This window comes from Novosphingobium anseongense (genome assembly GCF_037482895.1).
GTDB classification, from domain to species: Bacteria; Pseudomonadota; Alphaproteobacteria; order Sphingomonadales; family Sphingomonadaceae; genus Novosphingobium; species Novosphingobium anseongense.
Map to the genome: position 1 here is coordinate 164816 of NZ_JBBHJZ010000001.1, position 15288 is coordinate 180103.

The following is a 15288-nucleotide window of genomic DNA, read 5'->3' on the forward strand; positions in this document are numbered from 1 at the left end:
GCTCAACATCCGCCGCGTTCGGGCCGGAAACGGACTTCCCGATCGTGGCGGATGAGCAGGAGTTCGCGCCCGTCGACCGTCAGCGGCTCGTGCGCGAAGGCGATCTGGCCGAGGTCGTTGGGTGCGAAGCTGAACCGCGCCTCGCTCGCGGTGCCGGCGGTCAGCGCGAAGCGTTCGCTTTCGAGGTCGAGCGCGGGCAGCTGGAATTTTACCGACACCACGGTCTGGCCCGGCTTCAGCGGCACGGCCCAGGTCTGGTAGCCGAGCGGGCTGCCCAAGGTCGAGCCGTCGCTCAGGACCAGCAGCGCGTTGAAGAATTGCGGCGACAGGCCATCGGGCAGGTCGAGCTTGAGGCGGAACTCGTCCGCCGCGACCGGGCTTTCGCCGACCAGCGAAAAGCGCGGCGGATTGACCGGATCGCTGTCCAGAAGAACTTGCGTGCCGTCGCTTTCCCAGCGCCCCTGCGCGCGCTCGTCGATCGCGCCGTAAGACAGGCCGTAGCGAAACCGCCCGTCGGAGGCGAGGATCAGTTCGGCGGCGACCTCAGTCGCGCCGCCGTTATACTGCCCGGCGAGGCAGCGGACGGTCGCGGCATGGGCGGCTTGAGTCGTCAGCGCGAGCGCGCAGAAGATAGATAGTGAACGCAACATAAGACTGGCAAGCGACTCCGGTTTGCGTCACCATGCGCGGCAAATAAGGGAACGCGGCCGCTAGGCCAAGAGAGGGGAGCGCGAGCCATGGAGTTTCGCCCACTGCATCCCGATTTCGGCGCCGAGGTGATCGGCTTCGATCTCCAGCGCGGCGGCAGCGCCGCGGAGGTCGCCGCTTTGCGCGAAGCCTATGACCGCCACGGCCTGCTGCTGTTCCGCAAGGGCGGGCGCGTTTCGCCCGAGCGGCATGTCGAGATCGCCGGCTGGTTCGGCCCACCCGCGCCGATCGCCAACGACGCCGATGGCAGTCTGGTCACCGTCTTGCAGAACGACGAGGCCGCGGGCCGGCTCGAACTGCCGTTCCATTCGGACCTGACCTATACCGCCGACCTGATCGACGCGATCTGCCTCCATGCGATCGCCGTGCCCGAAGGCGGCAGCTCGACAACCTTCGTCAGCGGCGCTGCGGCCTGGGACAGGCTTGCGCCCGCGCTGCAGGCGGAACTGGCCGACAAGACCCTGCGCCATTTCTACAATTCGCGGCTGATGGTCGCCGACTGGCCGAGCTTTGCCGCCGAGCACCCGGTGCGGCTGGTGCATCCGCGCACGGGCCGGCCGATCCTGTTCGTCACGCAGAACCACGCCGAGCGTATCCTGGAGATGGACGAAGCGCGCAGCCGTGCGGTGATCGAGGACCTCTTCGCCGTGCTCTATGCGCCCGAGGCCCGCTACCAGCACTGGTGGGAACTCGATGACCTGGTGATGTGGGACAACCTCGCGATCCAGCACGCGCGCACCGAAGAGGCGCATCCGCGTTCGGGCAAGCGCGCGCTGCAGCGCGTGGCGCTGGCGAGGGTGGGGTTCCACGAACTGCTCGCCCGGGCGCGGGCCGCGGAAGCGGTTCAGGCGGGGACTGGAGCGGAAGCGCGCCGCCCCGGCAGCATTAGCGCCGCCAGCGCCGCGGCCACGCCGAAAGCGCCGGCGATCATGAAGGCCGGGGCGTAAGTGCCCCATTCCTCACGGACGATCCCGGCGCCAAGCGCGGCCGTGGCGGCGCCGACCTGGTGGCCGACCATGACCCAGCCGAACACGATCGGCGCGTCGCGTTCGCCGAAGGTGCGATTGGTGATCGCCACGGTCGGCGGCACGGTGGCAATCCAGTCGAGCCCATAGAAGATCGCGAAGATCGCGAGGCTCGTGGCGCTGAAATCGATGAAGGGCAGTGCGATCAGGCTGAGCCCGCGCAGCGCGTAGTAGACGAACAGCAGCCGCCGCGGATCGTAGCGGTCGGTCAGCCAGCCCGAGGCGGTGGTGCCGACCAGATCGAACAGCCCCATCGTCGAGAGCAGGCCCGCGGCGGCGACGGGGGCGATGCCGTGGTCGCCGCAATAGGCGATCAGGTGGGTGCCGACGAGGCCGTTGGTGGTCAGACCGCAGACGAAGAAGGTGCCGAACAGCAGCCAGAACACCGGACTGCGCGAGGCCTGGACCAGCACGGTGATCGCCAGCGCCGGATTGGGCGCCCGGCGCGGTGGGGGCGGGGCGGCGTCGGGCATCTCGCCGAAGCGCGCCGCGCCGACGTCCTGCGGGCGCTCGGGCACGAGGAACATGACCAGCGGGATCAGCGCAAGGCTGGCCAGGCTCACGACGATCACCACGGGCTTCCACGCGCCGGAGCTGGTCAGCCAGGCTAGCACGGGCAGGAAGACGAGCGCACCGGTGGCGGCGCTGGCGCTGAACAGGCCCATGACCAGGCCCTGGCGCGTGGCAAACCAGCGGTTCACCACGGCCGCGCCGAGCACCATCGTGATTGCGCCAGAACCGACGCCCGAGAACACGCCCCAGAGCAGCAGGTAGTGCCACGACTGCGTCATCCACTGGCTGGCGAAGGTCGATGCGGCCATCAGCGACAGGCCGACGATCATCGTCTTGCGAATGCCGAAGCTCTGCATCAGCGCCGCGGCGAAAGGCCCGACGAGGCCATAGAGAAAGATGCCGAGCGCCGCCGTGCCAGAGATCGTCGCACGGTCCCAGCCGAAATGGACTTCGAGCGGGACCATCAGAACGCTCGGCGCCGAGCGCAGGCCGGCGGCGGCAAGCAGGGCGACGAAGGTGACCGCGGCGACGGTGACCGGCCAGCGCAGCGCGGGCCTCATGACGCCACCTGCGCCGCATCGACCAGTCGTCCGAGCGTGCCGAGCAGCGCCTGCCATTCGTGCACCGGAACCTCGCCGAGCAGGTCTTCCTGCGCAGCCTCCCAATCGCTCTCGGCACCCTGCATGACGGCGCGACCGGCATCGGTCAGCCGCGCCAGCTTCGAGCGGCCTGGGCCGGAGTCGAGCGTGATCCAGCCGGCGCGTTCGATCGGCGTCAGGGTGCGGTAGAGCGAGGTGCGGTCCATCACCAGCCGCTCGGCGAGCCGGCTCAGCGGCATCTCGCCATCGGCGCGCGAAAGGTTGCGCAGGATCGCGAACTGGGTGGTGGTCATGCCGTGTGTCGCCAGGCGCTCGTCATAGAGCCGCGTTACCGCGCGCGAGGCCTTGCGCAGCGCGGTACAAGCGCAGGCTCGGGGAATGACATGATGCATATGCATCAATTGCGTCTGTCGGGTCTCGGAGTCAAGCCCGCGAATGAATTGGCCCGCCACACCGAAGGTGCGACGGGCCAGCTTTCCTCCCCAGGAAAGGCGTTTCGTCTCAGCGGCCGCGCGAGGCGGTGCCGAGGCGGTGATAGAGATTCGAGAACTTCGCGGAGTCCGGCGCGTCCTCGTTGGCCTGAAGGTAGAACCTTACGGCCTCGTTCAGCAACTTGAAATCGTCGGTCGACAGGACGGCACGTGCCAGAGTGGGTTCGCTCATCGTCGATCTCCTCGAAAGTGTCGCGGTGGTCAGGCCGCGAACTGGTTCCTCGCGGCCTTAGGCCGCAAACTGGTTCATCGTGTTGGCTGCGCCGCCCGCCTTGAGCGCGGCTTCGCCGGCGAAGTATTCCTTGTGGTCGTCGCCGATGTCCGAGCCAGACATGTTCTGGTGCTTGACGCAGGCGATGCCCTGGCGGATTTCCTGGCGCTGCACGCCCTTGACGTAGCCGAGCATGCCCTGGTCGCCGAAGTATTCCTTGGCGAGGTTGTCGGTGCTCAGCGCGGCCGTGTGATAGGTCGGCAGCGTGATCAGGTGGTGGAAGATGCCGGCGCGGGCCGCGGCGTCGCGCTGGAAGGTGCGGATCTTCTCGTCGGCTTCGTTTGCCAGGTCGGTGCCGTCGTAGTCGACGCTCATCAGCTTGGCGCGATCATAGGCGGCGAGGTCGCGGCCTTCCGCGGTCCAGGCGTCGAACACCTGCTGGCGGAAGTTCAGCGTCCAGTTGAAGCTCGGCGAGTTGTTGTAGACCAGCTTGGCGTTGGGCACGACTTCGCGGATGCGGTCGACCATGCCGGCGATCTGCTCGATGTGCGGCTTCTCGGTCTCGATCCACAGCAGGTCGGCGCCGTTCTGCAGCGAGGTGATGCAGTCGAGGACGCAGCGGTCCTCGCCGGTGCCCGACTTGAACTGGAACAGGTTCGAGGCCAGGCGCTTGGGGCGCATCAGCTTGCCGTCGCGGCTGATCAGGACTTCGCCGTGGCCGACCGTGGTGACTTCCTCGCAATCGAGGAAGGCGTTGTACTGGTCGCCAATGTCGCCGGCTTCCTTGGTGAAGGCGATCTGCTTGGTCAGGCCGGCGCCCAGCGAGTCGGTGCGCGCGACGATCACGCCGTCATCGACGCCGAGTTCCATGAAGGCGTAACGGACCGCGCGGATCTTGGCGATGAAGTCCTCGTGCGGAACGGTGACCTTGCCGTCCTGGTGGCCGCACTGCTTCTCGTCCGAGACCTGGTTCTCGATCTGGATGCAGCAGGCGCCCGCCTCGATGAACTTCTTGGCAAGGAGGTAGGTCGCCTCGGCATTGCCGAAGCCCGCGTCGATGTCGGCGACGATCGGCACGACGTGGGTCTGGTAGTCGTCGATCTTGTGCAGCAGGCGGTGCGTGGTGACCGCGTCGCCAGCGGCCTTGGCGGCGTCGAGTTCGCGGAACAGCATGCCGAGCTCGCGCGCGTCGGCCTGGCGCAGGAAGGTGTAGAGCTCTTCGATCAGCGCGGGGACCGAGGTCTTCTCGTGCATCGACTGGTCGGGCAGCGGGCCGAACTCGCTGCGCAGCGCAGCGACCATCCAGCCCGAGAGGTAGAGGTAGCGGCCCTTGGTCGTGCCGAAGTGCTTCTTGATCGAGATCATCTTCTGCTGACCGATGAAGCCGTGCCAGCAGCCGAGCGACTGCGTGTAGGCGGCCGGATCGAGGTCATAGGCGGCCATGTCGGCGCGCATGATCTTGGCAGTGTAGCGGGCGATGTCGAGGCCGGTGCGGAACCGGTTCTGCAGGCGCATGCGCGCGACCGATTCGGCTTCGATGCCGTTCCAGGTCTGCTGGTTTTCGCCGATCGTCTGGCGGGCTTCGGTGATGTTCTGCGAATAGGTCACGGTGTGAATTCCTGCAAAAGCGCGTTCGATGATTTGGCCTAGGCCAGGGTTTCGCGCCGCGGAACGGCCTGCAGAGTACGGCTGTCAAGCTTTACAGATTATCCTTGTAAAGTTGTATAGATATGACAAAGATCGATTGTATGGTTGACAACCGATCCCTCTACCTCGGCCCTCGGATCAAGCGGCTGCGGCGCGAGCTGGGCCTCACCCAGCAGGCCATGGCCGAAGACCTGGCGATCTCGCCCAGCTACGTCGCGCTGCTCGAGCGCAACCAACGGCCGCTGACCGCGCCGCTGCTGTTGCGCCTGGCGCGGACCTACAAGCTCGACATGGAGGATCTCGCCGCCGAGGAGGGCGAAGACTACGCCCGCCGCGTCGCCGAGGTATTGCGCGATCCGATCTTCTCCGACATCGATCTGCCCGCGCTCGAGGTGGCCGATCTTGCGACCAATTTCCCTGGCGTCAGCGAGGCGCTGCTGCGGCTCCACGGCGCCTATCTGCGCGAGCAGCAGGCCCTGGCCGAGCAGCGCGTGCCCGGCGCCGAGGAAGGCGCCGATCCCGTGGCCGAGGCGCGCCGCTTCGTCGCGCGCGAGCGCAACCACTTCCCCGATCTCGACGCCCGTGCCGAGGCGCTGGCGGCCGAGATCGCCGAGGCGGGCGGGGCGCAGGAATTCCTGCGCAAGCGTGGCCTGCGCGTCCGCTTCCTGCCGCCAGAGGTCATGGTCGACACGATCCGCCGCTATGACCGCCACAACGAGCAGTTGCTGATCGACGATACGCTCGATGCCGCGGGCCGCGCCTGGCAGCTCGCGATCCACATCGCCTACACCGTCATGCGCAGCGACATCGCCCGCATCGTCCGCGCCGAGACCTTCGCCAGCCAGACCGCGGCGACGCTCGTGCGCCGCGCGCTTGCAGGCTATGCCGCGGCGGCTATCGTGATGCCCTACGACAAGTTCCAGCGCGCGGCAGAGAGCCGGCGCTACGACATCGAGGCCCTGGCCAGCCTGTTCGGCACCAGTTTCGAGCAGACCGCGCACCGCCTGACCACGCTCGGCCGTCCCGGGCGCGAGGGCGTGCCGTTCTTCTTCATCCGCGTCGACCAGGCGGGCAACGTGTCGAAGCGGCTCGACGGCGCGGGCTTCCCCTTCGCCGCGCACGGCGGTTCGTGTCCCTTATGGAGCGTCCACTCGGTCTTCGGCCGGCCGGGCGAAGTGGCGACGCAGTGGCTCGAACTGCCCGATGGCCAGCGCTTCTTCTCGATCGCGCGCCGCGTGACGAGCGGGGGCGGGCGCTGGGGGCGACCGCAGGTCCACGGCGCGATCGCACTCGCCTGTGCGGCCGAGCACGCCGCGAAACTCGTCTATGCCCAGGGTGTCGATCCGCGGGCCGCGCCAGCGACGCCGATCGGCGTAACCTGCCGCCTGTGCCACCGCGCGGCCTGTCCCGCGCGCGCTGCGCCCCCGATAGGCCGTGAAATCCTGCCCGACGACTATCGCCGCGCCGCCGAACCGTTCACCCTGGGCGAAAGCTGAAGGGAGAGGCGGCATGGGACAGCTCGAGGGCAAGGTCGCGGTGGTCACGGGCGGTACGATGGGCATCGGCGCGGCGATCGCCGAGGTCTTCGTCGAGGAGGGCGCGCGTGTGGTCATCGCCGGCCGCAATGCCGAACAGGGCGCGGCCTTGGCGCAGAGGCTCGGCGCCTCGGTTCGGTACCGGCGCACGGACGTGGCGCAGCGCGATCAGGTCCAGGCGCTGATCGATTTCGCCCTGGCCGAGTTCGGTGGGCTCGACGCCATGGTCAACAATGCCGCGATCACCGGTGCCTTCCACAACCGCTTTCTCGACGACGACATGGCGGACTTCGACGAGGTCGTGCGGGTGAACCTTGCGGGCGTGATGTACGGCAGCCAGATCGCCGCGCGGTACATGGCGGGGCAGGGCGGCGGCGCGATCGTCAATCTCTCGTCGATCGCCGCCGAAGTCCCCGGTTTCGCCCTGCTCGCCTATCGCGCGGCCAAGGCGGGGGTCGAGAACTTCACGCGCTCGCTGGCGATCGATCTCGGCGAATACGGCGTGCGGGTGAACGCGATCCAGCCGGGGCACATTCCGACGCGCAACAGCGACTTCGGTGCCCATCCGGGGCTGACCGCCGCGCAGAGCGCGGAACTGAACGCGATCGTCGATACGATCTACAATGCCGATCAGCCGCTCAAGCGGCGCGGCGACCCGCGCGACGTCGCCTATGCCGCGGCTTTCCTGGCCAGCGACCGCGCCGCCTATATCACCGGCCAGGTGATTGCTGTCGACGGCGGCGTCACTGCGGGCAGCGCCTTCAACCAGAACAAACTCCTGAGCGATGCGCGGCGAGACTATCTGGCGAAGCTGGGGCTGGAATAGGGGCTTTCTCCGTCCCCGCGATCCTTGGGACGAGACCGTCGTTCTCGTTGCTCCGCTCTGCGATCCACGGTAGATCAAAGCGTATAAGAACCGTCGAGAGGAGAATGCCGTGGCCGCGCTCAGCGAAGCCGTTCCCGTGCCCGCCCATGTGCCGCCCCAAGCGGTCTACGACTTCGACATGCGCCACGATCCGGGGCTCCTAGCCAATCCGCACGAGCGCGTGCGCGAGATGCTGCGCGAAGCGCCGCCGGTGTTCTGGACGCCGCGAAACGGCGGGCGCTGGATCGCCATTGGCCATCCCGAGATCTTCCAGGCTTCGCGCGATACAGAGACCTTCTCGAGCGGGCTGATGCCGCGCGAGCAGATGGCCGCGATGATGGCGATGATGCCCAAGGACATGCCGCGCATCCCGCAGGCAACGCCGATCACGCTCGATCCGCCCGAGCACGGCAAGTTTCGCGGCCCGCTGCAGAAGACCTTCAGCCCGCGCGCAGCGATGAACCAGATCGAGGAGATCCGCGCGCTCTGCGACGAGCTGATCGACAAGGTGATCGACCAGGGGCATTGCGACTTCATCCCGGCGATCGCCGAACCACTGCCGGTCACGGTCTTCCTCAAGATGATGGGCCTGCCGGTCGAGCGCCTGCCCGAATTCCGCCAGCTCGTTCACGAATTCCTCGAAGGCACGGCGAGCGACAACCTGATGGCTACGGCTGCGCTGTCGCGCAAGGTGGCCGACGCGATGCTGCCCGACATCCTGGCGCGCAAGGACGATCGCCGCGACGACATCATCAGTCTGCTCTGGGGCACCGAGATCGACGGCGAGCCGATGACGCTCGAGCTGATGGAGGACTATGCCGTCCTGCTGTTCATCGCCGGGCTCGACACGGTGATAAACGGCATGGGCTTCGGCATCCGCCATCTGGCGATGAACCCGGATCTGCAGGACAAGTTGCGCGCGCAACCCGCGCTGATCGTCGAGGCTGCCGAGGAATTGCTGCGCCGCTACAGTTTCACCATCCCGATGCGCCGCGTCGCGCGGGACGCGACGCTCGGCGGATTCGACCTCAAGCAGGGTGAATGGCTGGCGCTCTACATCCCCGGTGCAGACCTCGATCCCCGCGAGTTCGCCGAGCCCGAACGGTTCGATCTCGAGCGGGAGAACAAGGTCCACATCGCCTTTGGGGCCGGGCCGCATCGCTGTCTGGGCGCGCATCTCGCGCGTGTCGAACTTCAGGTGCTCTACCAGCAGCTACTCACCCGACTGCCGCCGTTCCGGCTCGATCCCGATGCGCCCGCGACATTCCATTCGGGCAATATCATCGCCTTCGATTCGCTGCCGATCCGATGGGATTGATGGAACCGATCGCAAGATAGTTCAAAAACCCTTGCAACCTGTGCGCAGCCATTCCCAGACCTATTGACGGCGCATAAGCGGGGGCCTAGGTCAGGCTTGTTCGAAATAGCGAAACCTAGTCTATCAGGGGGAAGATGTCGCGATCCTCACCGGGCGTCCGCCGCGTGGCCGCCATTCTCAATTTTATCGCCGACCATCCGGGGCAGGCCTTCGCTCTGACCGATCTGGTGCGCGCGCTAAAGCTCAGTCGGGCGACCTGCCATGCCCTGCTGACGGGGCTCGTAGACGTCGGCTATCTCTATCGTACCAGCGACAAGACCTACGTGCTCGGCCCGGCGCTGGCCTCGATCGGCCGTACGGCCGCGCAGCACTTCTCGCCGCTCCAGGTCGCGCAGCCCGAGATGCGCAGCCTGGCCGACGAGTTCGACGTGGTCTGTTCCGCCTATTTCCTTGAAGGCGACATGATCCACCTGCGCGATCGTGCGGCGTCGCTCAGCCATCTTGGCTATCCGGTGCCGATCGGTACGCGCATGAAACTGCGTTCGCCGCAGGCCGTGGCCTTCTTCGCATGGTCGCGTCCCGACGCCGAAGCCTGGCTCGAGACCGTCGATCCCAAGCCCACGCCCGAACGGCGCGAGCTGATGTTCAAGGCGATGGATTTTGCGCGCGAACACGGCTTCGTCGCGCTGATCCGCGGTCCCGGGTTCGAGAAGACCGAGGAAACCACCGATCGCGCGCTCGGCGTGGACAACGACGAGATTCCCGTCGCGCCGGTTTCCCAGATCGACGCGGCGACGATCTATCCGATCGGTGCGTTGATGGCGCCGATCCTCGACGAGCGTGGCCAGGTGAGCTTTTGTTTGCTGATTGCCGGGTTCCACTCGACGATGACGGGCGAGCAGGTCTTCGCTGCGGGCGACCGGCTGCGTGCAGCTTGCCAGCGAATCTCGAACTTCGTCGCGGGCCGCGGTCGCGAGCTCACGCTCGAGGCCTGAGGCTTCTCTACGCAGTTCCGTTACCGGCGTGATTTCCCGCACCCGATGCTTCGGCTCGGCTTGACGCTCGCTATCGGCTGGCCTATCGCTGTTTCCCGAAAACAAATTCACCAATGGGAATTGGTCCGCGCCAGGCGGCCGCGGATATGGGAGATGGCGATTGTCTGACGTGATCGTGGCGCCTTCGACGCGCGACCTGGAAATTCTGGCCGACAAGCTGACGCAGTGGATGTCCGCGCGGATGCCCGAAGCCAACGACCTGCGTCTGACCGAATTCTCCTATCCCAAGGGTGCAGGCCAGTCGCACGAGACGATTCTGTTCGACGCCGAATGGCGCGAGGGCGGGGCGGCGCGCGCGCAGGGCTTCGTCGTGCGGATCAAACCGTCGAGCTTCACCGTCTTCCCCGACAACCTGTTCGACGAGCAGTACCAGCTGATGAAGGTGCTCAGCGATGGCGACTATGTCCGCGTCGCCAAGCCCCTGTGGTTCGAAGCCGACGCCAATCTTCTCGGCGCGCCGTTCTTCGTGATGGAGAAGGTCAAGGGGCGCGTGCCCGTCAGCCATCCGCCCTATGCCAAGTCGGGCTGGCTGGCGGAAGCGACGCCTGCCCAGCGCCGCCATCTCTGGGAAGGTGCGGTGCGTCAGCTCGCGGCGATCCAACTCGTGCCGCTCGACAAGGTCCCGTTTCTCGCCGGCAGCGGCGAGGCTCGCGACGGCCTCGCGCAGGAGTGGGACAAGTACACGCGCTTCGTGGACTGGGTGAAGGATGATCCGCGCGCTGAGATCCTCGAGGCCGGCCGCCAGCGGCTGCTCTCACTCTGGCCGAAGAACCAGCCCGAGGGTCTGGTCTGGGGCGACGCGCGCATCGGCAATATGATGTTCGACGAGAACTTCGACGTGGTCGCGGTGATGGATTGGGAACAGCCCTCGCTGGGCGGCGCGCTGCAGGACCTTGCCTGGTTCTGCACTCTGTCCGAGATCATGCACGGCAGCAACAGCCCGATCGGTGCACCGCTCGAAGGCATGGGTACGCGTGCGGAAACGGTCGCGCTGTGGGAGGAGATCACCGGAAAGTCCGCCGCCGACCTCGCCTGGTACGAAGAATTCACCCAGCTCAAGATGGCCTGCACGGGCGTGCGCATGGACGGCATGCGCGGTACCCAGATGTCGACTGCGGAAAGCCTCAAGGTCCGCCTGAAGGTCTAGTTCGTCGCTTCGCGAAACGGCATCTCGTCCCGCTCGGGATCGGCCGCCAGTCGGCCGGGGGCGAGGTGCCGCCCTCTTGGGGCTGTGCACCGCGAAGCCGGGCGGCCCCATGGATTTTCGTTTCGATTGATGCGACACCCTCGCCATGAGCGATAGCGACTTGCGCAAGATGCGTTTCGAGGACGGCGGTTTCCTCGTCCTCGTCCTTTTGGTGACCCTGGCCTTCATCTGGCTGCTGATGCCCTATTTCGGCGCGGTCCTGTGGGGCGTGGTCGCGGCGATCGTCTTCGCCCCGGTGCAGCAGATGCTGGTCCGTCGGATGCACGGCCAGCGCAATTTTGCCGCCGCCTCGACCCTGATGCTGATCCTGGCGCTGGTGATCGTACCGGCCATCTTCATCGGCATTAGCCTCGTCCAGGAAGCCGCGGCGCTCTATGCCAAGTTCCAGTCGGGCGAGATCAATCTCGCCGCGGTCTTCACCGACCTGCGCGACGCGCTGCCCTATTGGGCGCGGCGCTGGCTCGACAGCCGCGGCCTCGCCGATTTCGAAGGCGTCCAGCGGCTCGTCGGCCAGGGCATTACCACGGGCCTCCAGACGATCGCGGCGCGTGCGCTTCTCTTCGGACAGGGCGCGTTGAGCTTTATCGCCGCGCTCGGCGTCATGCTCTACCTCACCTATTTCCTGCTGCGCGACGGCAAGGAGATGGGCGGCAAGATCAAGGCGGCGGTGCCACTGCGTCCGCAACTGCGCGATACCCTGTTCCAGCACTTCGTGGTGGTCGTGCGCGCAACGGTGAAGGGCACGGTCGTCGTCGCGATCATCCAGGGTTTCCTCGGCGGGGTGATCTTCTGGATGCTTGGGGTCGAGGGCGCGCTGCTTTGGGGCATGATCATGGGCTTCTTCTCGCTGGTGCCCGCGGTCGGCACGGCGATCGTCTGGGTGCCCGTCGCGCTGTTCCTGCTTGTCACCGGCTCGATCTGGCAGGGTGCCGTCCTCGTATTCTGCGGCGTCTTCATCATCGGCATGGTCGACAACCTGCTGCGCCCCATCCTGGTCGGCCAGGACACGCGCATGCCCGATTTCCTCGTGCTGATCGCCACCCTCGCGGGCATCGAGCTGTTCGGGCTCAACGGCTTCATCGTCGGCCCGGTGATCGCGGCTCTGTTCCTGGCGGTCTGGAACATCATTGCCGAGGAGCGCGGCGCCGAACTGCCGCTGCCCACCGGCACCAGCAGCGGTACCTAGTCCCGCTGCTGCCGCATCCGTTTCAGATCTCGAGGTTGTAGAGCTCCGCGGCATTGTCCTGCAGCACGCGCTTGCGCGTCGCATAGTCGTGCTGGCCGAGCGTCTCGACGAGCTTGTCCTGAACGCCCGGATAGAGCGAGGTCGGGTGCGGATAGTCGGTCTCGAACATCACGCGATCGACGCCGATCTCCTCGAGCATGTGCTTGGGCGCATAGTCCTCGAACCAGTAGCTGACCCAGAAGTGCTGCTTGAAGTATTCCTTCGGCCGCAGCTTGAGCCCGCGGTTCTCGCGCGTGCGAAATTCGTCGAGCTGGTGCTCCATCGCCTCGAGCCAGAAGGGCACCCAGCCCATGCCGCTTTCGATCAGGCCGATCTTGAGCTTGGGATAGGTATCGAGGATCCCCGAGACCATGAAGTTCGACAGCGTTGCGGCGCAGCCGACGTGGTGCAGCAGCGCGTGGATCGGCAGCTTCTGGTCGAAGCCCAAGTTGTCCCAGATCGCCGAATTGGCATCGAGCGAGGCGTTGAGGTGATAGTTCAGGGGAATGCCCTGATCGTTGCAGATCTCGAAGACCTCGGCCCAGAAGGGCGAGACCTTGCCGTCGGGACCGACATAGGCGCTCGAGCTGTCGACGCGCTCGGGCCGGTCGGGCAGGGTGATGCCCTTGAGCCCCATGTCGGCGATGCGGCGCATCTCCTGGTTCATCAGGTCCTTGTCCCAATAGGGCAGGGTTCCCATACCGTTGATGCGGCCGCCGCTCGCGTCCATCCGCTCCTTGCAGGCGTCGTTGTAGATCTCGGTGATCGCCACCGCGAGCGGCTCGTCGCCCAGGCCCAGCAGCGAGCCGACCTGGGTGACGCCGCCGTTCTGGAAGCAGATCTGGGCCCAGACCCCCATCGCGTCCATCTGCGCGAGGCGCGGCGCGACGAGGTAGGAGCCGGGATCGATCTGGTCGTAGTTCTGGAAGGCCAGGCGGCCGAGCAGCTTGTTGCGGTCCTTGGCGATGACGTTGCCGCCGATCGAGCCGAAGTGCTTGTCGCCGACGAACCACTGGTCGGCGCCGTCGATGCGGCGGACGTGCGGCATCTTGTCCTTCATGCCGGCGGGCGCGTGACTGGTCCACAGGTCCGCGGGCTCGGTGAAATGGGTGTCGCAGTCGACGATCTTGATGCCTTCGAACAGCGGATCGATGCCGCGCATCTGCGCGTCGAAATCGACCTCGCGGATGTGACCGCCCGGTGCCCAGCCTTCGGCCAGCCAGTACCACTTGGCGTCGTCGACACCGGCTTTCATGACGGAGCTCTTCGGATTGTCCTCGGCCATTTCGGCTCTCCCTCTCACGATTCGTTGGCGCGGAGCGTACCCTGGCAAGCCCAACCAAGCAATTGCTTGGTTGGGCGTCATTCGGCGCCGGCCGGGTGAAACGTCAGATGAAAACTAGCCGATAAGGGGCCCCATCGTATCGTGGGCCGAGCGGACCGTCAGGTCTCCGCGGCCGTGTCGGCGAAGGCCGGCGTCAGTTCGACATGGAGTTCGGTCAAGCCGCGCACGATATAGCTGGGTTCATAGGATAGTCGGCGATCACCCGCTGGGCCGTGCCGTTCCTCTGAAAGCGTCATGCCCGAGGTGTGCTCGAAGAAGCGGTCGAACAGTACGCGAACTTCGGCGCGGGCGAGCGGGTTGCCGATGCAGGTGTGCGCACCGCGACCGAATGCGAGATGTTCCTTGATCCTCGGACGGCCGAGTTTGAACGTGTTCGGGTCTTCCCAACGGTTCGGATCGCGGTCGGCGCCGGCCAGCGATATCACGACCTTCGTTCCTGCCGGCACATCCTGATCTCCTATGCGTGCAGACTTGCTGGTCAGGCGATGGGTCACCTTCGACGATCCCTGCATCCTCAGCATTTCCTCGAGGAACGGGGCGATCTGGCTGCGATCGTTGCGCAGCTGGTTTTGCAGATCGGGGTTCTCCGCCAGCTTGAGCGCCGAATTGCCGACGAGCTTGGCGCTGGTATCCTGCCCTGCTGCGAACAGGAATATGGCGAGCATCACCAGTTCGCCGACTTCTGGAATCGAACCGTCGGGAAACCGGGCCGTGGCGAGGTCGGTCATCACGTCCTGACGCGGGTTGGCGCGACGGTCGAGAATGTAGCCGGCGAACATGCCGCCGACCTGCTCGGCCAGCGGCGCCAGAGAGGCGCCGGCGTCGGCATCGTCGACCGCGCCGGGTAGTGGTGCCGAAGCCAGGATCTCGGTGATCTTGGCCCGATCCTCCTCGGGAACGCCCAGCAGATCGGCGATGACGTAGGTTACGTAGGGCGTTGCGAGGTCGTGCATGAGCTCGCAGCCGCCCTTGGCCACGACGTCGCGGACCATCCGATCGGCCAGGTCGTGCATGTAGAGCTCGTTGGCGCGCAAGCGTGACGGCGTGAACAGCTTGTTCAACAGCGCGCGCCGCGCCGAATGTTCTGCACCATCGAATGAAAGAAAGGTCTCGTGGCCGACGAATTCGTGGTGATGGGCGGCGATTTGATCGGTGATGTCGTCGCCTTCGGGCACGAAGGGCAACGGCGCCGTGGGGCCGGCTGCGGCGATGACCGACGAGAAATGCTCTCCGTCGAGCAGCACCGCCGTGGCCTCGGCGAAGCCGGTCACCATCACGAAGTCATGGTTCTCCATCTGCCGGACCGAACTCTGCGACCGGACCGCATCCAGCGCCTCGTAAGGATCGAGCAGGACCGAGTGATCGGTAAAGAAATCCGGCTCTTCGAAACCTTTCGCCATCGCGCAGCTCCCTCTGCTTTTTCCGACATTCGGTTCTTGCTGACCAACTGTTCAGCGCAGTGGTATGCGATCGCGGATTGGCTGCCAAGCGCTATGTTCGCCGCAAGATCATCCAAGGGGGTAGCGGGTAGGATTGAGCTCAGC

14 protein-coding genes are annotated in these 15288 nt (G+C 66.1%); 7 read left to right on the forward strand and 7 right to left on the reverse strand.

Translation table 11 applies throughout. The features are described 5' to 3' along the window. Positions 1-2: 2 nt before the first annotated feature. Entirely contained in the window at positions 3-650 is a 648-nt protein-coding gene (locus tag WG901_RS00760; protein WP_339585120.1) for a hypothetical protein, read from the reverse strand. An 87-nt stretch (positions 651-737) separates the two neighbouring features. Between WG901_RS00760 and WG901_RS00765 the strand changes: the two genes are divergently transcribed. Further along, positions 738-1655: a TauD/TfdA dioxygenase family protein gene (locus WG901_RS00765; RefSeq protein WP_339585121.1), complete on the forward strand. Its 918-nt coding sequence runs from the start codon at positions 738-740 to the stop codon at positions 1653-1655. Here the strand turns inward: WG901_RS00765 and WG901_RS00770 are convergent. From WG901_RS00770 to WG901_RS00785, 4 genes are all read right to left on the reverse strand, one after another. Then, a complete protein-coding gene (locus tag WG901_RS00770; protein WP_339585122.1) occupies positions 1553-2806 on the reverse strand; it encodes an MFS transporter in 1254 nt (417 codons plus the stop codon). The genes WG901_RS00765 and WG901_RS00770 overlap by 103 nt on opposite strands. Further along, on the reverse strand, positions 2803-3237 hold the full coding sequence (locus tag WG901_RS00775) for a MarR family winged helix-turn-helix transcriptional regulator (RefSeq protein ID WP_339585123.1): 435 nt from the start codon (positions 3235-3237) through the stop codon (positions 2803-2805). The genes WG901_RS00770 and WG901_RS00775 overlap by 4 nt, the downstream gene beginning before the upstream one ends. A 109-nt stretch (positions 3238-3346) precedes the next feature. After that, a complete protein-coding gene (locus WG901_RS00780; RefSeq protein WP_339585124.1) occupies positions 3347-3508 on the reverse strand; it encodes a hypothetical protein in 162 nt (53 codons plus the stop codon). Between the two features lie 57 nt (positions 3509-3565). Then, entirely contained in the window at positions 3566-5155 is a 1590-nt protein-coding gene (locus tag WG901_RS00785; protein WP_339585125.1) for an isocitrate lyase, read from the reverse strand. Between the two features lie 140 nt (positions 5156-5295). Here WG901_RS00785 and WG901_RS00790 point away from each other — a divergent pair, with 140 nt between their 5' ends. From WG901_RS00790 to WG901_RS00815, 6 genes are all read left to right on the forward strand, one after another. Further along, complete coding sequence (locus WG901_RS00790; RefSeq protein WP_339585126.1) at positions 5296-6690, forward strand: helix-turn-helix domain-containing protein; 1395 nt, start codon at positions 5296-5298, stop codon at positions 6688-6690. Positions 6691-6703: 13 nt separating this feature from the next. After that, the gene (locus WG901_RS00795) at positions 6704-7555 is read left to right on the forward strand and encodes an SDR family NAD(P)-dependent oxidoreductase (RefSeq protein WP_339585127.1); all 852 of its coding nucleotides are present in this window, start codon (positions 6704-6706) and stop codon (positions 7553-7555) included. 109 nt (positions 7556-7664) lie between these two features. Then, a complete protein-coding gene (locus WG901_RS00800; protein WP_339585128.1) occupies positions 7665-8912 on the forward strand; it encodes a cytochrome P450 in 1248 nt (415 codons plus the stop codon). 164 nt (positions 8913-9076) lie between these two features. Beyond that, positions 9077-9907 carry an IclR family transcriptional regulator gene (locus WG901_RS00805; RefSeq protein WP_339585129.1) on the forward strand — a complete coding sequence of 277 codons (831 nt, stop codon included), beginning with the start codon at positions 9077-9079 and terminating at the stop codon, positions 9905-9907. Between the two features lie 169 nt (positions 9908-10076). Further along, positions 10077-11114 carry a phosphotransferase family protein gene (locus WG901_RS00810; protein WP_339586613.1) on the forward strand — a complete coding sequence of 346 codons (1038 nt, stop codon included), beginning with the start codon at positions 10077-10079 and terminating at the stop codon, positions 11112-11114. Positions 11115-11259: 145 nt separating this feature from the next. Beyond that, positions 11260-12360 carry an AI-2E family transporter gene (locus WG901_RS00815; RefSeq protein ID WP_339585130.1) on the forward strand — a complete coding sequence of 367 codons (1101 nt, stop codon included), beginning with the start codon at positions 11260-11262 and terminating at the stop codon, positions 12358-12360. Positions 12361-12382: 22 nt separating this feature from the next. On the opposite strand, the gene WG901_RS00820 is transcribed toward WG901_RS00815, so the two are convergent. Then, positions 12383-13684, reverse strand: coding sequence for an amidohydrolase family protein (locus WG901_RS00820; protein ID WP_339585131.1), 1302 nt, complete (start codon positions 13682-13684; stop codon positions 12383-12385). Between the two features lie 158 nt (positions 13685-13842). After that, positions 13843-15144: a cytochrome P450 gene (locus WG901_RS00825; protein WP_339585132.1), complete on the reverse strand. Its 1302-nt coding sequence runs from the start codon at positions 15142-15144 to the stop codon at positions 13843-13845. Between the last annotated feature and the right edge of the window lie 144 nt (positions 15145-15288).